Below are 20,172 nucleotides of genomic sequence, written 5' to 3' on the forward strand. Positions count from 1 at the left end.
TGGACAAAAATATAAACTCTTTGCCAAGAAAATTGTAATGTTATGGTAGATTTTACGAATAAGTACCAAAACCAACTCATGAAAAGAATTTTAATTCCCCTAATGCTTGTTTTTTCCATTGGGTGCAAACAAGAACCAAAGAAAGCCTTGACGGCTCAAGAAATTATTGACAATTCCATTGCCGATAGTGGCGGCAAGCAATTCGACAACCGCAAAGTCTCTTTTGATTTTAGGGACAAAAGCTATGTTTCCGAAAATGTGGATGGCCTTCGTGTTTTTACACGAATTTCCGAGTTGGATACCACCACTATTACCGATGTAAAACGGGGCGATGATTTTGAAAGGTATATGAACGATTCTTTGGTGGTAGTGCCGGATACCATGGCCGTAAAATACGCCAACTCCATCAACTCGGTGCATTATTTTGTGCGATTGCCCTACGGGTTAAATGATGCTGCCGTAAACAAAGAACTTTTGGGCAAAGAAACTATTGAAGACAAGGAATATTACAAAGTAAAAGTCACTTTTGACCAACAGGGCGGGGGCGATGACTTTGAGGATACTTACCTGTATTGGTTTGATTTAAAAACCTTTAAGCCCTATTACCTAGCCTACGACTTTCACGTGGATGGCGGAGGACAGCGCTTTCGAAAAGCTTACAATGAACGCTACGTAAACGGTATCCGTTTTGTGGATTACGAGAATTACAAACCAAAGGATGACTCCTCAGGAATTTTTGAAATCGGGCAACGATACAACGAGGGTGAGTTGGAACTGCTATCAAAAATTGAGTTGAACAATATTACCGTGACTCCCTTATAGGTGTTTCTGTGGAAAAATTCGTCAGTTCGAGTTTGTTTTTGTAGCAAAAGTGGAGAAAACAAGTGTCGAGAATAGAATTTTTTCTTCGAAAACCATATTCTCGATAAAAAATTTTTGCAAAATTTCACTCGAATTGACGGTTTTAAGTTAGAAAAAATCAATCCATTTTTAACCGGATATCCGTCGGGATTCCATCTATTATGCGGACAATAAACAAACTACTGTTGTCCGTATCGTCCATGGCGTCGTATTTTTCCAAGCCAATCATTTTGTTTACCAACATGGGGGTAGTATTGCTGTGCCCCACGACAAGCACATTTTTTCCTTCGTTTACCAACTTGAACTCTTCGATATCCATGGTGTTTGGGTCGTAGTATTCAATATCGATATCTTTTTTGATCGAAGTTGGGGCCGCGGTCATTGATGTACGCTCATAATTGGTGGAATAGACCATATCCAGCGGAATAGGGTCGAATACTTCGGCCCATCGAATGGCCCTGTCCAATCCATCCTGATTTAGCTCTGGGTCCGGGTTTTCAGGGTCGGTTCTGTCTTTTTCGGCATGCCTTATAAAATAGTAGGTGGAAATAACGGGGTCTTCCCCAATTTTCGTATCTTTTTTGCAGCCAATATATCCAACGAGTATAATTGCAAGGGCAATTAGAGGTTTGATGGTTCGCATAGTTCTATTCAAAGTTCCCGTGTATTTTTGTTATTCAGTTTTAAAAGTAACGTTTAATTTTCATTTTCTCGTATGCCCAAGTTTCTGGTTTGTTTCTTTACAATGGTTATTTGCTCCCTAAGTTGGGGACAGGAATCTGCGTTGCCATCAGATTTTAGGCAACATTCCCTAACGCAATTCAATGCCAGTTTGTTCAATCCGACCTATGCGTTGGATTGGAATAACCCCAATTCCCTTTCGATATGGACGCGGTGGCAATGGCAGAGTATTGATGGAGATCCCACTTCCATTTTCGCAAATTATACGCATCAATTAAATGCGTCTTCAGTGGCTGGAGGAGGTTTTTTGCAGCACAATACGGGGATATTTCTCTACACGGGGGGCAATTTGAATTTTGCCCAAACTTTTGAATTGGATGATGGGGTTGGTTTGATGGTGGGACTAAATGTATTTGCTTTCCAACAAACCATTGCCGATGAACAATATGTTCAAGGCGATGAACCTGACCCCGTTGCCTTGGAAGACTTGGAAGGCTTTAAAGTGCAATTTACTCCTGGGTTACGATTGTTGGTCAATCGGTTTAGTGTGGGGTTGGCTTTGGAAAACGCCGTTGGTTTTAATGTGTCGGGCAATAATGGATCAAATATGGAAAGCTTCCAGAGTATTACGGGAACGCTGAGCAATGATTTCCCTATACAATTGTCCGAAGGCTTGGGCGATAGCTACGTTCGCCCCGTTATTTATGTTAAATCAGTTCCCAACGGTGATACCCAATTTGGTTTGAATGGATTGTTCTCCACATCAAAATTTTGGGTTCAGGGCGGATATAATAGTTTTTACGGACCTTCTGGCGGATTGGGTGTTACCATATCCAATGCATTCTCTGTTGGTGGGCTGATGGAATTTGGTACGGATGATTTATTGAGTGAAGAAGACCCCACAATAGAGATTGTTGCCTCCTATCACTTTGGAAAAACAAAATTAAAAGAAAAAGTGCCTCCCGAGGAACCTGAAGTGGTGCTGCCCAATCCAAATCGGAGGGAAGAAGAAATCGAACAACAGCGCAGAACGCAAGAACAAAGAGAACTCGAAGCGAGAAGACAATTGCAACGAGAAAAGGATTCTTTGGCAGAAGTACAACGAATCAAGGAGCAACTTGAATTACAGCGTGAAAAAGATAGTATTGCGCTCCTACAGAACCAAAAAGTAGCCGTGCGACCCAACGAAAGATATGAAGAGGTTGAAAGCGAAGATGGCCTGGAACCTGGTTTCTATTTGATTGCTAATGTTTACGGTACCAAAAAGTACTTCGAAAACTTTATGAAGACACTTAGGGGGAAGGGGCTAGAGCCTAAATCGTTCTACAGGAGCCTCAATAAATACAATTACGTGTATTTGGAGCGCTACAACACTATGGATGAGGCTAGAAAGGCCCGCGACAGTAAATTTTTTGGCAAGTATATGGAAAAGACTTGGATATTCCGAGTCAAAGGGAACTAGCTACTTTTTAAGTTCCTGCTTCACCAAATATTCCAGATAGTTTATGGTATTCACCAAATATTTCCGGTCCTGGGTCATGGTACTCATGGCAACTGCTCCTTGAATCATGGTAAACAATTGCTTGGCAAATTGTAGCGGGGGAACAGGAAGTTTAATTTCGTTTTGTTTGGTCCCGTTTTCAAGAACTAAGGCAATTTTCCCTTCAATTTCGCTAATGGTTTCTTTGACCGCTGCAGCCAATAGTTTGTTGTTGCCCTGAGCATCTAAGCCAACATTAAGTATGGGGCATCCTCCCATGGGCAGGGTAAATACATCATATTTTTTATAAAAATTCAAAAGGGAATAAAGTTTTGCCAAGGCCTCAACGCCAACCTCCAGCTTGTCGTCAATAGCTTTTAGTAATAAATTGCGGTTGTGTTCAAATGCAGAAAGGGCTAATGCTTCCTTATTTTCAAAATTACCATAAATGGCCCCTTTTGTAAGTCCTGTAGCCTCGGTAAGGTCGCTCATACTGGTACCGATATAGCCGTGCTTGTTAAAAATTGGAGCTACGGTTTCGATAATATAAGCGGTGGTTCTTTCTGCTTTCTTGGTCATTTTTTAGGTTGCTGTTGGTCGAATCTAAGATATAAAAAATCAAATACCCTTTGGTATGAAAATAAGCAAAAGCCTCTATTTTAACAAGTTCCTTGGCTTTTGAAATGAAAAAACATCATTGGCAAAGCTATTTTCAGAGTAAAAAGGGTGACAAACCAATTCATTCCTTGATCACGACCAAACTTTTCTCAAGAAGTTGATAAAGTTTTGATGCATGATTTTTTCAATATCTGAAACACTGTATCCTCTTTTTCTCAAAAGATTTGGAATTTTTTGAAGGTCTGCGATAGTTTCCAAATCCCAAGGACTCTGTTCTTTCCCAAAAGCACCGTCCAAATCGGTTCCGATACCAACATGGTCAACGTTTCCGGCCAATTGACAAATGTGATCGATATTATCGACTGCTATTTCGAGGGTCACATTCATTTCTTTTGGCGTGGATTTGCCACGCACCCAATTGGGAACCATCATCCAAGCATCCAAAGCAACACCGATCACAGCATCCCTGCTGATGAGCTCCTTGATTTGTTCGTCGGAAAATTGGCGGTTGTGGTCTACCAATGCTCTGCAATTGTTGTGGCTGGCCCAAACGGGACCGTTGTAAACCTCCATGGTTTCCCAAAAACTTTTATCACATAGGTGGGTGGCATCCAAAATAAGGTTGAGTTGCTCTACTTTTTTGAGCAATTCACGACCCTTTTGTCCAATCCCCCCTACAGAATCCGTCCCGTGAGCATAAATACCGGGACCATAGTGCGCGGGACCAATGGCCCTTAGCCCAGATTCGTAAGATTTTTCCAAATAGCTCAAGTCCACAATGGAATCGGCGCCCTCTAAACTTAAAATGTATCCGATTGGTTTTTTTGGTTCATCACTACTCCAAAGCTTGAGATGTTTCTCCAAACCTTCCTTGTCCTTGATTTGAACCATCTCACCGGCTTCTTCCATGGTTTTGTACCACGCCAATTGCCCTTGGGTCTGTGCCCAAGCTTGATGCTGGGAATTCCAACCAGGGATTGGACTTCCTTTTTTTACGAAACGGGCAATTTGTGTGGCCATGCAAAGGCCTATATTGCCTTCTCGCATAGCCGGAAGGGATACGATGTTCTTAGCTCGGTCTGGTTTGTCGCTCATTCCTTCCTCACGTTCCCTAATTTCCGAAACGGGAAGCGTAAGGTCGCGGTTCCATTCCAGGGCGTTCATGGCAAGGTCTAGATGCGCATCAAATACGAACATATGCTGTCTTTATGGGTGAAGTTCAAAAATAGCTTCAATTTCGACGGGAATATTGTTGGGAAGCATCATGCCTACGGCACTCCGGGCCCCAATTCCATTTTCTTCTCCAAATATATCCACCATCAACTCACTAAAACCATTGATCACATAAGGGTGTTGTCCAAAGTCTGGGGTACAATTTACCATTCCCAATACTTTGACCATTCTTTTGATTTTGTCCAAACTTCCAAAATGCGTGGTAATGGTGGACAACATCGTTAATCCCACTTGTCTGGCTGCTAATTTGGCTTGTTCTTTATCGAGGTCATCGCCAGCTCTGCCTATCATTAAGGAGCCATCGAGATTAACGGGGCCTTGACCTGATACGTACAAAAAGTTACCGACCACTAAAACTGGCCGGTAAACGCCGGCAGGTGGTGGGGCAGGAGGTAATTGAAGGTTTAAGTCCTTCATTTGTTGTGATGGTGATTTATCCATAGGGTTATATTATTAGATTATGCTGTTGATTACCAAGACTCCGATAAGTCCCATAACACCTACCAAAGTTTCCATGACGGTCCAAGTGGAGAGCGTTTCTTTAACGGTCAGATTGAAATATTCCTTGAACATCCAAAAACCTGTATCATTGACGTGGGAAAGCATCAAACTTCCCGACCCAATGGCCAATACCATTAATTCTGGACTTGTGCCTGTGCCCGAAGCCAAGGGGAGTACAATTCCTGCCGCAGTGAGTCCAGCTACAGTGGCCGACCCCACACTTACCCGAATGGCTGTGGCGATAAGCCAAGCCAAAACCAAAGGGGATATGCTCGAACCTTTAAGGCTATCGGCAATATAATCGCTTACTTGACTGTCAATTAAGACTTCTTTTAAAGCTCCGGCCCCTGCAATGATCAAAAGAATCATCGTAATACTGGAAACCGAGGTGGATAGCGAATTCATTAAATCACCCATTTCCTTGCCCTTGGCCAATCCCAGTGAATAAATGGCAATGAGCACGGATAGCAGTAAGGCAATTACAGGGTTGCCTATAAAGGTTAGTATGTCCTGCAATAAACTTTTTTCCAAAAACTGTTCTGCTCCAATACCTATTCCAATAAAGATGATCGGGGATAGCGCGGTTAAAATACTTACTGCTGTAGATGGGAGTTCCTCTTGGGGTATGGGTTCTGCATTGTAAAATTCTTTTAGGGGTTTGGCTTCTATATTTTTAATGGTACGGGCAAATAAAGGACCTGCCACGATGATAGCGGGAACAGCTACAATAAGACCGTACAATAATGTTTTTCCAATATCCGCGTTGAACATGGCCGCGATGGCCGTAGGGGCCGGGTGGGGCGGAAGGTAACCGTGCGTAACCGATAAAGAAGTTAGCATTGGCAACCCCACATAGAGTAAGGGCAGTCCGGTTGAAAATGCTATGGTAAAAACCAAGGGAATCAAAATAACGAAGCCCACGGAGTAGAACATCGGTATTCCCACAATAAACCCAGTGACCACCATTGCCCATTGGACGTGCTTTACGCCAAATTTGGCCACAAGTTGTGTGGTAATTTGTTGAGCAGCTCCACTGTCGGCGACCAATTTCCCCAACATGGCACCAAGTCCTAGAATCAAGACCAGAAAACCTAAGGTATTTCCGATACCCCGTTGAATGGATTTTACCAGACTTTCCAGTTCCATTCCTTGAAAAATACCTACAAAGAGGCATACAATAATAAAGGATAGAAAGGCATTGAGTTTGAATTTGGCAATCAGTAGAAAGAGCAGTAAAATACCTAGAACGGCAATGATTAGTGGCATATTTAGGGTTTGGTTTTGAGCTAAAATAAGGATTTAAATATAATAGGTATTCATTATTGCGAATTTCTAAGGATATGGTTTAAGATTGTGAAAGAAATAAAAAAAATCGTCAGTTCGTGTTTTTTCAGAAGGAAAAAGAACGATGTCTAAAAGGAAGGTTTCCGTCAACCTGTCCCGATAGATGTCGGGATTGTTTCAGGTTCTCAACAATTGGTTTATCAATATGGTGAGATTCTGAAATGAATTCAGAATGACACATTTCAATGTTTTTTAGGCACCCTCGGTCGAGAACAAAGTTGATGCTTTCAAAAATTCATTTGTCAATACATTTTTTACTGATTGTCCGCAATCAATCATACAAACAAAAAGTTGTCAGGTCGAGCCCTTCGACTATGCTCAGCATAGACTAAAGTCGAGACCTCATTTTTAAGACGTCGATTCCAATAACTTCTCGACTGCGCTCGAAGTGACAGTGCAATATGATTGACTGCGGATATTCAATATTTTTTTGAACCACAGTTCAAAAAATCACTCGAAATGACAAATTTTTCATAAAAAAACCTCTCCCAAAAAGCTATGGGAGAGGTTTTCCTGACTGAAATATAATTTGAGAACTTACTCTACAAGTTCGTCTTGATTTCTGAATACCAATTGATCATCAAAAGAGTCCAGAAGTACAATGCTGTCAGCGGTTATTTTTCCTGAAAGTAACTCTTTGGAAAGGTTGTTCAACACTTCTTTCTGAATCAATCGTTTTACGGGTCGAGCCCCATATTGAGGGTCATACCCTTTTGCTGCCAAATAGTCTATTGCTTCTTGGGTAGCATCGAGTGTGATGTTTTGCTTGGTCAACATTCTTTTTAAGTTGTTCAATTGAAGTCCCACAATATCCTTGATGTCCGATTTGCTCAATGGAGTAAACATAATGATGTCATCAATACGGTTCAAGAATTCAGGTCTGATAGTCTTGCGCAGCAATCCCAAAACTTCTACCCGTGCCGACTCCGAAGCACTTTCCACGTCTACGGCCTCTTCAAACTTTTCTTGGATAATGTGGCTGCCCATATTACTGGTCATAATAATGATGGAGTTCTTAAAATCTGCCACACGACCTTTATTGTCGGTCAACCTACCTTCATCCAATACCTGCAAGAGTATGTTGAAGGTGTCTGGGTGTGCTTTTTCAATCTCATCCAACAAGATTACGGAATACGGTTTCCTTCTCACAGCTTCGGTTAACTGTCCGCCTTCGTCATAGCCCACATATCCTGGAGGTGCACCCACCAAACGGCTCACGGAGTGACGCTCTTGGTATTCGCTCATATCTATCCGTGTGATGGCATTTTCATCATCGAACAGATAGGCGGCCAAAGTTTTGGCCAACTCGGTCTTACCTACCCCGGTTGTACCCAAAAACAGGAATGAACCGATGGGTTTCTTGGCATCCTGTAAGCCCGCTCTACTCCTTCGAATAGCATCAGAAACGGCGACTATCGCTTCATCTTGTCCTACTACGCGTTTGTGCAGGACGTCTTCGAGTTGCAACAGTTTTTCTCGTTCGCTCTGCATCATCTTATTCACTGGAATTCCTGTCCATTTGGCCACAACCTCGGCAATGTCTTCGTAGGTAACCTCTTCTTTTATCAAAGTGCCCGCCGTTTGCTGCTCTGCCAATTCATCCTGCAACTTTTCCAGCTTTTCTTGGGATTCTTTGATTTTACCGTAGCGCAATTCCGCTACCTTTCCGTAATCGCCGTTTCGTTCGGCTCGTTCGGCTTCAACCTTATAGTTTTCAATATCCTCTTTTGTTTTTTGGATATTGTCGACCACGGTTTTTTCACTTTCCCATTTGGCAAATATTTCATTACGCTCCTCTTTGATATTGGCCAATTCCAAATTCAGCGTTTTCAATTTGGGCTTGTCATTTTCTCTTTTGATGGCCTCCATCTCAATTTCCAACTGCATTATTTTACGGTCGAGCACATCCAATTCCTCGGGTTTGGAGTTGATTTCCATTCGAAGTTTGGAAGCAGCCTCGTCCATAAGGTCAATGGCCTTATCGGGCAGAAATCTATTGGTAATGTATCGTTGTGATAATTCTACGGCGCCGATTACAGCATCATCCTTGATACGAACCTTGTGGTGTGCCTCATATTTTTCCTTGATACCTCTAAGTATGGAAATGGCACTCTCGGTATCTGGCTCGTCCACCACAACCTTTTGAAACCTGCGCTCTAAGGCCTTGTCTTTTTCAAAATATTTTTGGTACTCGTCCAAGGTGGTTGCTCCAATGGCTCTCAACTCACCGCGGGCCAAAGCGGGTTTTAGGATATTTGCGGCATCCATTGCCCCTTGACCGCCACCGGCACCTACCAAGGTGTGGATTTCATCAATAAATAGGACAATGTTCCCATCTGATGAGGTTACCTCCTTTATCACGGCTTTTAAGCGTTCCTCAAATTCACCTTTATATTTTGCTCCAGCGATTAGGGCGCCCATGTCCAAAGAGTAAATTACCTTGTCTTTTAGATTTTCGGGTACGTCGCCTTGAATAATTCGGTGTGCCAAACCTTCGGCAATGGCAGTTTTACCCACTCCGGGCTCACCTACGAGCATCGGGTTGTTCTTGGTGCGTCTGGACAAAATTTGTAATACCCTACGGATTTCCTCGTCCCTACCGATTACGGGATCTAATTTACCGCTATCGGCCATCTGGTTGAGGTTATTTGCGTATTTATCCAGCGAGTTATAGGTTTCCTCAGCACTTTGCGAGGTGACTTTACCGCCTTTGCGCAACTCTTGAATGGCTGCTTTTAAATCTTTTTCGGTTGCACCCTGATCTTTCAGGATTTGCGCAATCTTGCTTTTGGACTTGAAAATGGCCAACAATAAGTGCTCCACGGAAACATATTCGTCGCCCATGTTTTTGGCAACGATACTTGCTTCGTTCACTGTTTTTCCGGCTTCCCGGGAAAGCATTATTTCCCCTCCCGAGACTTTTGAAAAACTCTGGAGTTCCTTGTCCAATATTTGGTTGATGAGATTGGTGTTTACATTCAATTTTTTCAAAATGAAGGGTAGCACGTTTTCATCGACCTCTGCAATGGCCTTGAACAAGTGTTCGTTCTCGATTTGTTGATGCCCAAATTCTTGGGCCAATTGTTGGGCCCTTTGAATGGCTTCCTGTGATTTTATGGTAAAATTATTAAAGTTCATCGTCGTTGTTTTTCTCTATAATGTCAACAACCTTACCATTACATCCGAACCGTCAAAATGTCTGTAAAAGCCAGAAATAGCAAGACATTTCGTCAGTTGTAAGGTTTTTGTTTGCTCACGACTTATCCTGTAAATTTGCAATATGGGAATATTTGATAGCGTCTTTGGAAAGAAGGAGAAAACCGTAAAGGAAAAGAAGGAATTACCGTGGATTCTATTGGAATCTATGAATCAGTTGGACGCAATTGCTGAAAACTCTGCAGACAAAACTCAAGTTTTATATAAGCATTCCAGTACGTGTGGCATCAGTAGAATGGTGTTAAATATGTTTTCGGAAGGATATGACACAGATTTGGACATCGACCTCTATTTTCTGACAATTCAGAATCATAGGGATATATCCAATACAATCGAGGAAAAATTTGGGGTAAAGCACGAGTCCCCACAATTGTTGGTGATCAAAAATGGCGAAGTGGTTTTTCACACTTCGCACGGTGCCATTGCGGATACGGATTTTACCCAGTATCTATAAATAAAAACAAAGTAGTTTATGTCATTTCGGGCACAGTCGAGAACTTAAAGCATCTCGACTGCGCTCGATTTGACATTGTTTTTAGTTGAACTGATATTTGGAGACAATGTTCTTGAGGCGTAGTTTCAGGTCTTCACCTGCATCATAGACCATTTGCTCGTTGGATGGGAAAGGAACTTCCCGGGCATTTAGGTACAACATTAAATCATCTTCCAAAGCTCTTTTGTCACCTTGGTAGTTGGCAAAAATATGTTCGAACAAGAATTCACTGGACAGGGGATAGGAATTGATTTCCTGTCCGTTTCTTAAGTCTGTAAAACTAACCTTGGCTCCAATTTGGGCTGTTTTGGTTTGGGTAAACTGGAAAAATTTACAACTAACGGTTCGCATTTTGTCCACTTTTATCTTGTTGCCCAAACTATCTTTTACCACGTTGCCATCACGGTCCAAAAGATATTCCCAGCCATCCTTTATTTGTCTTTCTTTGATTATTTGGGTCTCATTGATGCGTTCAGGGGATACGTTGATTTCCATAAAGTCCAGGTTCATCGCGTAATCGTATTTAACGTTTTCAAGTGGGTTGGTATGGTACTGTAACCAGAAATTATCGATACCAAAGGCATTAAAATCCAATAGTTCCGATTCCAGTCGCTCAGGAATTATTTGTTGTGTTTGATTGGCGATATTGACTCTTACAAATTCCAACCCTTTATTATAGGCTTCATCCATTTTTGCAACGGTTTCTCGATAACCTGGATTTATTTCCTCCAAATATTTTAAATCCTCGTAGGCGGCCCTGTAATCCGCTTTGTATTTGGCCGATGCCAATAGGTTCGTAGCATTTTGATACAAGTGCTCGGCAAGATCGTCCTTGGTATTTAAAATTTGATTGTCGTAGTTCACAAAATTGAACTCGGCATTACGGCCTTCATCATTAATGTACAAAGGCAATAAAGGTCGAATACGTTGTTGAATTTGCTTCAACTGTAAATATTTGTTGTAGATGGTTTCCAAATTGGCAGGGTTGCCATCGTTCTGAAGAAAAGCAATTTCCTGTTGCTCCCTTGCAGCGTTCTTGGCAAAAGCTTCTTCCAACAGAACAATATATTCTTGATGGCCTTTTTTGGTCTTGTTGTCGGCCAAGTTTTTAATGGCCTTGTTCATCGCCGTGGTATAGTTTCCCGTGTTCAGGGCTTCCTGTGTTTTCTTTACGCCGCTGCAGGCGCCTAAAACGATAACTGCGGTTAAGAGTATAAATCTTTTCATACTGGTCAACTTTATGGTTTGGAAATTGAGAATTCAATAGCTGTGCCAAAAATCCTCAAACTATAAACGGAAAAGGACGCACGGTAGTATATTTTGGCTAAAAAGCTTGAAAAACAAAAGCCTTGGGAGTTCACCGTTATTTTTTAAAAATTGTTAATTGCCGTTTGATAAAATTAACCTTCAACCCCATTTTTATTGATGAAAATCCCCTTTCTATTCGTAATTTTACGCCCTTAATTAAACAATGGGCAACATGCAACGAGACCACAAGATTTTTGAACTGATAGCGCAAGAGAAGGACAGGCAGTTGGAAGGTATTGAACTGATAGCTTCCGAAAACTTTGTAAGTCCACAGGTAATGGAAGCCGCTGGCTCCGTACTTACGAACAAATATGCCGAAGGATACCCGGGAAAGCGCTATTATGGTGGTTGCGAAGTGGTGGACCAAGTAGAGCAATTGGCCATTGACCGTGCCAAGGAATTGTTCGGTGCGGCTTATGCCAACGTCCAGCCGCATTCGGGTTCGCAGGCCAATGCCTCGGTGTATCACGCTTGCCTTAACCCTGGGGATACCATTTTAGGTTTCGATTTGTCGCACGGAGGGCACTTGACCCACGGTTCGCCTGTGAATTTCTCCGGGAAATTGTACAACCCTGTTTTTTACGGAGTGGATGAGGAAACCGGTTTGTTGAACTATGACAAAATCCAAGAGATTGCCGATAAGGAAAAACCCAAATTGATCATTGCCGGTGCATCTGCATATTCCAGGGATATGGATTTTAAACGATTCCGTGAGATTGCGGATAGTGTTGGTGCCATTTTGTTGGCCGATATTTCGCACCCTGCAGGATTGATCGCCAAGGGTGTGTTGAGCGACCCCATTCCGCATTGCCACATTGTTACTACAACAACACACAAAACCCTGCGTGGCCCACGTGGTGGTCTTATTTTGATGGGCGAGAACTTTGATAACCCATTCGGTATCAAACTAAAGAACGGTAACTTGAGAAAAATGTCAGGTTTGTTGGATTTGGCGGTATTCCCAGGAAACCAAGGCGGGCCTTTGGAGCACATAATCGCTGCCAAAGCCATTGCTTTTGGTGAAGCACTTACCGATGATTACTTGCACTATATGGTTCAGGTGAAGAAAAACGCAGCGGCTATGGCCAAAGCTTTTATGGACAAGGATTACAAAGTAATTTCTGGCGGTACGGACAATCATATGATGTTGATTGACCTCAGAAACAAGGATATCACGGGTAAAGATGCCGAGAAAGTGTTGGAGCAAGCGGATATTACCGCCAATAAAAACATGGTGCCTTTTGATGATAAATCACCATTTATTACTTCTGGTATCCGTTTTGGAACTTCTGCCATTACAACAAGGGGTCTTAAGGAGGCGGATATGGAGACTATTGTGGGCTTTATTGATGAAATCATCACCGACGCCCAAAACGAGAAAAAGGTGGCCGAAATAAAACAAAAGGTCAACGACTTAATGAAATCGAGACCTTTGTTCAGTGCTTAGTATTTGCTAGTGGAGATTTATTCGAAGAGGAAAATACTTTCCTCATAAAATTTTTTTCGGTTAAGGGAGTAAATCAAAGCTTCGTGTTCTTGTTCTCCCTTATCAAAATACAGTCCCCAGTAGTTAAAATAACTGGTTTCAGTATCGATTATGGCCGTATGGTCCTTAACAGTGGTATCTTCAAAAATGGGCACAAATATTTCATACGGCATTTCTGTTAAACCCTTGGTAAAATAAACAAAGTGTTTTCCAATTGCGGTTAAAATTTTACTGGCCTGCTCCGGTATGCTGTGAGCATATAGTTTTGCCACTATAATGGAAGTATCCTTAAAATGTAATGAAAGTTCCAGAATGTCGGTTGGGTAGGCGCTTTTATCGTTAAGTGTTTTTAAAGCTTCGCTCAAAGATTTTGAGATGTTGGAACGGCTTTCCTCGGCAAAATTATAACCACCCCAATCACCATTGTTAAAGTGGCGAAGACATTCGGCAATCCCGAAATTATGATAAAGGTCTATGATCAAATCCGTTCTGTTTTTTTGCGAGTCATGTTTGCATTGCACCTTGGCCGTGGCAAAAAAATACTTTTCCAGAACTCTAAGAAAATCGTCCAGTCCATCTGTGGCCTCAAAGGTTTTTGGACCGTTGTATCTGTATTTGTTGGGTTTGTTTGATGATGACATGTGGCGTTGATTGAATTCTTATATCCTTTCAACATAAAATTAGCACGAAACTTTTGGATGGGATTGTAGATAATCCTTAAAAATTCTATGGGTTTTCCCTTGTTTGTAGGATTTTTATGAAGTTTCTAATTTAAACCAACCACAAATAGCATGCTTGTGGGGAATCCAAACCTTTTAAATTAAATAAAGCCTCTGTTTTTTGCAGCCAAAATTAGGGCAAGATCATTCTCGTTTTCTGTTCCGAACAATGTTTTTAAATGGCGCTTTCTATTTTCGATAGAGGAGGGGGAAAGTCGGATGAATTTTTCCAGATCTTTGTTTTTTGTTCCTTTGGATAGGTGGTAAAGTATTTGTTTGTCCTTTTCATCAATTTCGATATTGTTGGCCATTTTCTTTCTAATGGCCCCCAATGCTTTGGATGAATAGTAAGGAGGGTCCAGCATTATGGTTTTCACCGCATCTTCCAGCGTTTTGGGGTCAATATCGGTCTTAACCAAATAACCATCCGGGTCAACTGATTTTAAAATACTGTTGATTCTAAAATTATCGCTAAAGGAAGACATGAATACAATTTTGCTCTCCGGCACAATTTTTCGAGCTAAAATACCCAGGTCTTCTCCCGTGTAGGGCTGATCTTCGTTTGGTGCGAACAATTGAACGTCCAAGAATAAAATATCGTAAGAAAAGGAGTTGACAGAATCTTCAATAAGCTTTTTCCCCGTTTGGTAAGAGGTGGCAGTATCCACAATAATATTATGGCCATCAAACGCAATACCCTCGAGTATAAATTTATATCCGAGCATGGTCATTTCGTGATCATCTATGGCTAATATTCTCAATGTTTTCATGGTAGGTTCTATTACTGTGTTTGGGGGGCTATGCATTAATTAAATCTGTTTCTTTAGAAGTTTTTACACCAACATATTCTAAGGGTATGGTAACTTTTATGGTAGTACCTTTACCTGGTTTACTGTCAACATCCAATTCCGCTTTTATCTTTTTGGCTCTCGAAATAATATTTTTAAGACCAATTCCTTTCTTTCTTTTGTTGATGTTAAAACCAACACCATCATCGGTAATGGTAAGCTTTAATTTATCTTCCACTAGTTGAAACAAAACGGAAACATTTTCACTTTTTGCGTGTTTTACACAATTTTTCAACGATTCCTGAATGATTCTGTAGGCATTTATTTTAATGTCGCCCACCAAATTATCCCATTGTACTTTATCATCATAAGTGAAAGAACATGATATACCGGAGGACTTTTCTATATCAGCGACCATATTTTTCAACGACACAATAAAATTATGAAATTTTTTGTACGCAGCGTGGTTCAATTCATGGGAAATGGTCCGTATTTCCTCTTCCAGATCGCGTAATTTTTCAATAAGGGCCGCCCGTTGACCAATAGAGGCTTGATCCTCACGTTCGTTGAGACCGCTCAAAATTAATCGAATTCCTAGCATTTCACCCAAGATACCGTCGTGAAGCTCCTCGGAAATCCGCTTTTGTTCCAATTGCTTGCCTTCCTCAAACTTTCCTTGTTGGGAAAGCATTAAATTGTAAATTTCTTGGTTGCTCTCCTGCTGTTTTTGTTTAAACTTTAACTGACTGTTGCTGTGATACAGGGACGCAATGGCCATAAAAATTATCCCAAAAACAATGAGGAGTACGGCAGAATAAACCCATACTTTTTTTTCTTTGGTGAGGATTTGGTTTTCTTCTATGATATCGTCCGTTTCCATACGGATTCTCGCAAATTTGTCCCTTTTCGTGCGCTCTTCTTCTTTAATGGCCTCATTGAGCCGATAATATTGATCTGCGTAGTTTGCGGCGTTAGCGGTATCTAATTGGGTAAGCAGTCTCAATGCATCCAGCGAACGGTCGTTGTTATAGGTTTCTCGGGCTATTTCGTAGGACTCTGTTGCTTGTGTGATGGCATTAATTGTGTCTCCTTTCGCAGCCAACACTTCAGCATAAAAATAGTTGAGACGAGCCTTGTCATACAATTCACCTAATTCCGTATTCAGCTCAAATGCTTCTTGTAATAGCTTTTCTGCATCTTCTATGTTGTTGTCAGCCTTAAGAATGGAATAGGCCAAACTGCCCAATGCCTTTTCGTAAATACTGGGCAATTGCTTTTTTAAAGCATTATTGGAAAGCAATTGTTTATATTCATTTTTTGCTTTAACAAATTCTTCCGTGTTCAGGTAAACACTGGCAATATTATTTTTGTTTTGCCAAAGTAGCTCTGTTTTATTGGTTCTGTCCGAATTGTCTAAATATTCTTTGGCCTTTTCATATGATTCAATGGCTTTTTCGGTGTTTCCCATGCCAGTAGCCAGAATCCCCAATACATTATAGGCATTGTATAACCTATAATCATCATCCAGCGCATCAAATAATTGTATGGAGGCGGCAGCATTAATTTCGCCGCCCAAATAATCCTTATAGGAATCTTGTATACGTGCCATATTATATAACATTCTACCTCTTAAAGATTGCGAGGTTGAATCCACAGATAATTCCTGAAAATTGTCAATGGCTTTTTTATAGTGATAGAAGGCACTGTCCACAACTCCCTTGCCTTCCAAAAAGGTGCCCAAATCCCAATGGGAATACCCCAATATTTTGGTTGCCTTAGCCTCCTTAGCCATTTCCAATAGTTTGGCGTTGGATTTTCGAAAGCCTAGGGAATCTTTAAGCTTCATATAGGCCAAAGAAACCTTGGATAGTTCCTCCAACTGCACGGTATCATTTTCCAAGGTCAATGTTTTGGCTTCGGCCTCCTTTATATAGGACTGCCGATCTTCAAAACTTAGTTCCGTGGCCGTTTTGGCAATACCCAGCAGTGCTTGGATGGAATCGATTTGTGGGTCAGAAGCTGTCTCTTGCTTGGATTTATGCTGGGAACACCCCCAAATACATACTAGCAGTAATATTAAAAGTCCGTTTTTCAAATTCAATGGTCCATTTATACATCCAAGGTAACAAAAAAGCCCCAAAACTATACGGGTTTGGGGCTGAGTTCTATTTTAAATGCCAACTAAAACTGGCGGGTATCATCGGTACTTTGTTGTAATCTCACTTTACCGTATTTTGAAAAACCCAGATGAATTCTTTTCTTGAACGATGCTTCTTGACTTTGCTCTATAACATCCATTCGATTGATATCCAAATAACTCTTGGATAGCGATTCATCTTTTTGGTAAAAAAGTACAGCAAACAGGAGCGAGATGGAAACGGTATTTCGCGCTAAGTTGGTTAGGGTAAAAAAAGTCATTGTTAGTTATTCATCATCCCCACGTCCGTCAACTTCGGCTTCAGCATCATCCGTAGCGTTTTGATCAACGGTCAATTGTTCGTACATGGCTTCGGTGTCCTGTACATCAGTTTCTGTTTCGCAAGAGTAGAATCCAACAGTCAATAATGTCACGGCTAAAATGCTAAGTACTTTTTTCATAATGTTAAGTTTTTAGGTATTGAAATTAAGTTTGTATCGCTAAAGTATGTGGCATTTTAAGTGTGGGAAGTATTGCTGCCAAGGGAGTAGTATTCCTGGACAATCTGCTAGAATTTTACGACAATCTGCAAGAATTTTGCTAATTAAGGGCGTTTGCCGTCGTTTTGGAGAGTATTTCCATTAGCCCATCAACCTTGTCCTTATAGGTTTTGGAGAAGGGAAGTTCCTCTTCCTGTCCGTAGTTTAAACTGCAAATGGACTTGCCGTAATTTATACGGGATACATAGACACTATTAATAATATAGCTCTGGTGCACACGAATAAAATTTTTGGGAAGCTTTTCCTCAAAAGATTTTAAGGTTTTAAAAGCACTGATCACACTACCATCCTTCATGTAGAAATCCGTAGTGTTGTTATCGGATTTTAGGTAAAGGATGTTCATAGTGTCCAAATACCGGTAATCCTTATAGGATTTTAAGCAAATCGTGGATGGGACATCTTGTTTTGGGTGTAACTTTCTTAGGCGCAGTATGGTTTTTCGGATATCGAACTCATTATGTGGCAATATCCAATAATCAAAAAAACCACTTTTAATTGCATTGTAAGCGTATTTTTTGGTTTTGGCATACCCAATTATAATGGGCAGAGTTTGCATATATTGGTTAAGCTCCGTGACCATTTGAAAATAGTCCATGCCATTTTCACCAAGATTGATGAGTACAAGGTCCGGATTGTACTTTAAGATGGAATTTAGGCCTTCGGAAGCATGGGTATCCACTTTGGCACAAACCAAATCTTCATGTTCCTCTAAATAAAGTTGTAATTGTAACTTTGAGGAAGCATCCGAGTCGATAATGTTATAGGTGTATTCCATATGCAATTTGCTGATTGCAAGTTACTAAGCCGACAAAAAAACTCATTGCAGTTTTCCCTTAAAAAAACTATGGGTTTCTCCCTAAAACGGGTCATTTTCCTACAATTTTCCATAAAAAATCGTTAAAACAGAAATAACTGTAATAAAACCTACAATTTTTCAGTGCTAAAAAAATTGGGTCTGAAGGTTAAAAAAAACTGCTTTTAAGGAGTCGAATCCTGGGAATTTTGGAATGTTGCTTGGTTTATTTTTGCTGTTAGTTGGTTGTGTAAATAGGTTTAGTTTGTGTTTGGTTCACTACTATATTACAATTTGTTGGACAGGCTTCAAAATTTTGAAAAGCGCTTTTTGGGATTTACGCTTAAAATTCGACGAAATACAGGGTTTTGGAATCCTAAAAGAGTCAAGTTTTTACAAGTTCATTGCTTTTTCAAACTTTTTGATGGAATCTAGGTATGTTCCTCCTAAAGAAAAAGTGCTTGTATTTCTTTAGGAACCCTTTTAGGTCGAAAGGTTTTGGAATCCAATAAGCACCATTCCGTAACGGCTTTTACCAATAACTCATCGGTATTGTTGTTTTTAATTTCAACTATTCGGGTAGAAATTGGACCGTTGTTACTTTTGATATAGGTACTTATGTTAATGGTATTGCCCAGGACCGCAGATTTGTGGTAGGTAATGTTGTGGTTCCGAACCACCCAGATCATCGACTCTTGAATCTCCCTTGAAGTCACCTGCGCCCAGTGCTTTTTAGAAATATCCTGAATCCATTCCACATATCTAATATTATTCACATGGTTCAGGTTATCCAGGTCATTGGGAACAACATCAAAAATTTCCGAGTAGATTTTCATTGGTCTTTTTTACGGATTTTCACTTCAAAAAGCTTGTCCCAGTTTTTTCCCGTCACAAAAAAGGTTTCTCGCTCGGGATGGTAGGCCACCCCATTGAGCACGGAATTGCCTTCATCCCATTCAGGTCCTTTTTTAACCTTGTTTTTAAGTCCACCAAAATTAATGACGCCTTCAATGGCGCCGGAGGTAGCATCAATGATCATCATACTCTCCTTTTGGTAAACATTGGCGTAGATTTTACCATTTACATATTCCAGTTCATTGGCTCGGTTAAAAATGGACTTGTTGGTCACCGTTTCAATATGGCCTTGTTCTTCCAGCGTTTCTGGGTCCAAAAACCATATTTTTTCGGTGCCATCGCTTTTGAATATTTTTTCGCCATCGTTGCACAAGCCCCATCCTTCGCGGCTTTTACCATAGGTAAAGTTTTTGATTTTTTCCAAATTGGAGATATCATAAACAAATCCCATACCGCTCTGCCAGGTAAGTTGGTAGAGTTTATCGTTCATTATGGTGATGCCCTCCCCGAATATAGAATTGTCCATAGGGATATTGGTGAGCACCTCGCCGGTCTCAAAGTTCACTTTCCGTACTGTGGAAGCTCCTTTTTTACCGGTACTTTCGTAAAGTGTGTCTTTGTAAAACTCCAGTCCTTGGGTGTAAGCGCCTGTATCATGTGGATAGCTGTTGATGATTTCGTAGGTATAAACCTCAGGGGCAGCGGCCGCCAATAGCCTAAAATCTTTCTCGACCTCTACGGTTTGTTCTTCAATTTTAAATTTCGCGACCAAGGTTTTGTTGCCCAAGGTAGCTAGGTCCAAGGTCAGTTTACCATTATCAACGGGTATTTGCTTACCATCAATGTAATATTGTAGGTCCGAAATTTCGATGTCTTTTTTATTTTTTAATGCCACTCCAACTTGTTGGTTCTGTTGTATGGCTTTGTTTTCCAATTGAATGGCAAAATGCTTGGCTGGGTCAGCACTTCCCCCACATCCCAAAAAGAAGAGCAATGCCCCGGTTATAGAAAAAAGTTTGCCCATGGTTCTTATAGCTTGTATCATAAATTGTTAATCCAAAACACCGAAATTAAGAATGAATTGGGATTGCCACAAATT

The 20,172-nt window shown here is 40.9% G+C and carries 19 protein-coding genes; 4 read left to right on the forward strand and 15 right to left on the reverse strand.

The features are described from left to right. The first annotated feature begins 78 nt into the window (after positions 1-78). Positions 79-822: a DUF6503 family protein gene (locus tag J4E06_RS17160; RefSeq protein WP_349525229.1), complete on the forward strand. Its 744-nt coding sequence runs from the start codon at positions 79-81 to the stop codon at positions 820-822. A gap of 157 nt (positions 823-979) precedes the next feature. On the opposite strand, the gene J4E06_RS17165 is transcribed toward J4E06_RS17160, so the two are convergent. After that, the gene (locus J4E06_RS17165) at positions 980-1,516 is read right to left on the reverse strand and encodes a SixA phosphatase family protein (protein ID WP_349525230.1); all 537 of its coding nucleotides are present in this window, start codon (positions 1,514-1,516) and stop codon (positions 980-982) included. A gap of 60 nt (positions 1,517-1,576) precedes the next feature. Between J4E06_RS17165 and J4E06_RS17170 the strand changes: the two genes are divergently transcribed. Then, positions 1,577-3,004, forward strand: a complete 1,428-nt coding sequence (locus J4E06_RS17170; protein ID WP_349525231.1) for a PorP/SprF family type IX secretion system membrane protein — start codon at positions 1,577-1,579, stop codon at positions 3,002-3,004. On the opposite strand, the gene J4E06_RS17175 is transcribed toward J4E06_RS17170, so the two are convergent. The 5 genes from J4E06_RS17175 to clpB all read right to left on the reverse strand — a co-directional run bounded on the left by J4E06_RS17175 (position 3,005) and on the right by clpB (position 9,856). Beyond that, positions 3,005-3,601, reverse strand: coding sequence for a TetR/AcrR family transcriptional regulator (locus tag J4E06_RS17175; RefSeq protein WP_349525232.1), 597 nt, complete (start codon positions 3,599-3,601; stop codon positions 3,005-3,007). Between the two features lie 171 nt (positions 3,602-3,772). Then, on the reverse strand, positions 3,773-4,837 hold the full coding sequence (locus J4E06_RS17180; RefSeq protein WP_349525233.1) for a dipeptidase: 1,065 nt from the start codon (positions 4,835-4,837) through the stop codon (positions 3,773-3,775). 9 nt (positions 4,838-4,846) lie between these two features. Further along, on the reverse strand, positions 4,847-5,314 hold the full coding sequence (locus J4E06_RS17185; protein ID WP_349525234.1) for a RidA family protein: 468 nt from the start codon (positions 5,312-5,314) through the stop codon (positions 4,847-4,849). Between the two features lie 12 nt (positions 5,315-5,326). Beyond that, complete coding sequence (locus J4E06_RS17190) at positions 5,327-6,640, reverse strand: gluconate:H+ symporter (protein ID WP_349525235.1); 1,314 nt, start codon at positions 6,638-6,640, stop codon at positions 5,327-5,329. Between the two features lie 615 nt (positions 6,641-7,255). Further along, on the reverse strand, positions 7,256-9,856 hold the full coding sequence (gene clpB / locus J4E06_RS17195) for an ATP-dependent chaperone ClpB (RefSeq protein ID WP_349525236.1): 2,601 nt from the start codon (positions 9,854-9,856) through the stop codon (positions 7,256-7,258). Between the two features lie 142 nt (positions 9,857-9,998). Here clpB and ytxJ point away from each other — a divergent pair, with 142 nt between their 5' ends. Beyond that, on the forward strand, positions 9,999-10,388 hold the full coding sequence (ytxJ, locus tag J4E06_RS17200) for a bacillithiol system redox-active protein YtxJ (RefSeq protein ID WP_349525237.1): 390 nt from the start codon (positions 9,999-10,001) through the stop codon (positions 10,386-10,388). An 81-nt stretch (positions 10,389-10,469) separates the two neighbouring features. Here the strand turns inward: ytxJ and J4E06_RS17205 are convergent, their stop codons facing one another. Further along, positions 10,470-11,654: a hypothetical protein gene (locus tag J4E06_RS17205; RefSeq protein WP_349525238.1), complete on the reverse strand. Its 1,185-nt coding sequence runs from the start codon at positions 11,652-11,654 to the stop codon at positions 10,470-10,472. Positions 11,655-11,907: 253 nt separating this feature from the next. Here J4E06_RS17205 and glyA point away from each other — a divergent pair, with 253 nt between their 5' ends. Further along, positions 11,908-13,182, forward strand: a complete 1,275-nt coding sequence (gene glyA / locus J4E06_RS17210) for a serine hydroxymethyltransferase (protein WP_349525239.1) — start codon at positions 11,908-11,910, stop codon at positions 13,180-13,182. A gap of 17 nt (positions 13,183-13,199) precedes the next feature. Here the strand turns inward: glyA and J4E06_RS17215 are convergent, their stop codons facing one another. The 8 genes from J4E06_RS17215 to J4E06_RS17250 all read right to left on the reverse strand — a co-directional run bounded on the left by J4E06_RS17215 (position 13,200) and on the right by J4E06_RS17250 (position 20,097). After that, entirely contained in the window at positions 13,200-13,862 is a 663-nt protein-coding gene (locus tag J4E06_RS17215) for a hypothetical protein (protein WP_349525240.1), read from the reverse strand. A gap of 179 nt (positions 13,863-14,041) precedes the next feature. Next, entirely contained in the window at positions 14,042-14,710 is a 669-nt protein-coding gene (locus J4E06_RS17220) for a response regulator (protein WP_349525241.1), read from the reverse strand. A gap of 28 nt (positions 14,711-14,738) precedes the next feature. Beyond that, complete coding sequence (locus tag J4E06_RS17225; protein ID WP_349525242.1) at positions 14,739-16,829, reverse strand: tetratricopeptide repeat-containing sensor histidine kinase; 2,091 nt, start codon at positions 16,827-16,829, stop codon at positions 14,739-14,741. An 80-nt stretch (positions 16,830-16,909) separates the two neighbouring features. Continuing rightward, positions 16,910-17,146: a hypothetical protein gene (locus J4E06_RS17230; RefSeq protein ID WP_349525243.1), complete on the reverse strand. Its 237-nt coding sequence runs from the start codon at positions 17,144-17,146 to the stop codon at positions 16,910-16,912. Between the two features lie 6 nt (positions 17,147-17,152). Beyond that, positions 17,153-17,326, reverse strand: coding sequence for a hypothetical protein (locus J4E06_RS17235; protein ID WP_349525244.1), 174 nt, complete (start codon positions 17,324-17,326; stop codon positions 17,153-17,155). A gap of 139 nt (positions 17,327-17,465) precedes the next feature. Further along, complete coding sequence (locus J4E06_RS17240; protein WP_349525245.1) at positions 17,466-18,200, reverse strand: LytR/AlgR family response regulator transcription factor; 735 nt, start codon at positions 18,198-18,200, stop codon at positions 17,466-17,468. 464 nt (positions 18,201-18,664) lie between these two features. After that, positions 18,665-19,054, reverse strand: a complete 390-nt coding sequence (locus J4E06_RS17245) for an acyl-CoA thioesterase (RefSeq protein ID WP_349525247.1) — start codon at positions 19,052-19,054, stop codon at positions 18,665-18,667. Continuing rightward, entirely contained in the window at positions 19,051-20,097 is a 1,047-nt protein-coding gene (locus J4E06_RS17250; protein WP_349525248.1) for a glutaminyl-peptide cyclotransferase, read from the reverse strand. The genes J4E06_RS17245 and J4E06_RS17250 overlap by 4 nt, the downstream gene beginning before the upstream one ends. Between the last annotated feature and the right edge of the window lie 75 nt (positions 20,098-20,172).

The organism is Allomuricauda sp. NFXS6 (assembly GCF_040148835.1).
In the GTDB taxonomy this organism is placed as follows: Bacteria; Bacteroidota; Bacteroidia; order Flavobacteriales; family Flavobacteriaceae; genus Flagellimonas.

What these genes read in the sequence shown, in the direction of transcription:
- J4E06_RS17235 (WP_349525244.1), bottom strand. Translation starts at nt 17,326, where the DNA reads ATGAAAAAAGTACTTAGCATTTTAGCCGTGACATTATTGACTGTTGGA.
- J4E06_RS17170 (WP_349525231.1), top strand. Translation starts at nt 1,577, where the DNA reads ATGCCCAAGTTTCTGGTTTGTTTCTTTACAATGGTTATTTGCTCCCTA.
- J4E06_RS17160 (WP_349525229.1), top strand. Translation starts at nt 79, where the DNA reads ATGAAAAGAATTTTAATTCCCCTAATGCTTGTTTTTTCCATTGGGTGC.
- J4E06_RS17205 (WP_349525238.1), bottom strand. Translation starts at nt 11,654, where the DNA reads ATGAAAAGATTTATACTCTTAACCGCAGTTATCGTTTTAGGCGCCTGC.
- J4E06_RS17175 (WP_349525232.1), bottom strand. Translation starts at nt 3,601, where the DNA reads ATGACCAAGAAAGCAGAAAGAACCACCGCTTATATTATCGAAACCGTA.
- J4E06_RS17230 (WP_349525243.1), bottom strand. Translation starts at nt 17,146, where the DNA reads ATGACTTTTTTTACCCTAACCAACTTAGCGCGAAATACCGTTTCCATC.
- J4E06_RS17240 (WP_349525245.1), bottom strand. Translation starts at nt 18,200, where the DNA reads ATGGAATACACCTATAACATTATCGACTCGGATGCTTCCTCAAAGTTA.
- J4E06_RS17245 (WP_349525247.1), bottom strand. Translation starts at nt 19,054, where the DNA reads ATGAAAATCTACTCGGAAATTTTTGATGTTGTTCCCAATGACCTGGAT.
- J4E06_RS17185 (WP_349525234.1), bottom strand. Translation starts at nt 5,314, where the DNA reads ATGGATAAATCACCATCACAACAAATGAAGGACTTAAACCTTCAATTA.
- J4E06_RS17190 (WP_349525235.1), bottom strand. Translation starts at nt 6,640, where the DNA reads ATGCCACTAATCATTGCCGTTCTAGGTATTTTACTGCTCTTTCTACTG.
- J4E06_RS17250 (WP_349525248.1), bottom strand. Translation starts at nt 20,097, where the DNA reads ATGGGCAAACTTTTTTCTATAACCGGGGCATTGCTCTTCTTTTTGGGA.
- J4E06_RS17215 (WP_349525240.1), bottom strand. Translation starts at nt 13,862, where the DNA reads ATGTCATCATCAAACAAACCCAACAAATACAGATACAACGGTCCAAAA.
- J4E06_RS17180 (WP_349525233.1), bottom strand. Translation starts at nt 4,837, where the DNA reads ATGTTCGTATTTGATGCGCATCTAGACCTTGCCATGAACGCCCTGGAA.
- J4E06_RS17220 (WP_349525241.1), bottom strand. Translation starts at nt 14,710, where the DNA reads ATGAAAACATTGAGAATATTAGCCATAGATGATCACGAAATGACCATG.
- ytxJ (WP_349525237.1), top strand. Translation starts at nt 9,999, where the DNA reads ATGGGAATATTTGATAGCGTCTTTGGAAAGAAGGAGAAAACCGTAAAG.
- glyA (WP_349525239.1), top strand. Translation starts at nt 11,908, where the DNA reads ATGCAACGAGACCACAAGATTTTTGAACTGATAGCGCAAGAGAAGGAC.
- clpB (WP_349525236.1), bottom strand. Translation starts at nt 9,856, where the DNA reads ATGAACTTTAATAATTTTACCATAAAATCACAGGAAGCCATTCAAAGG.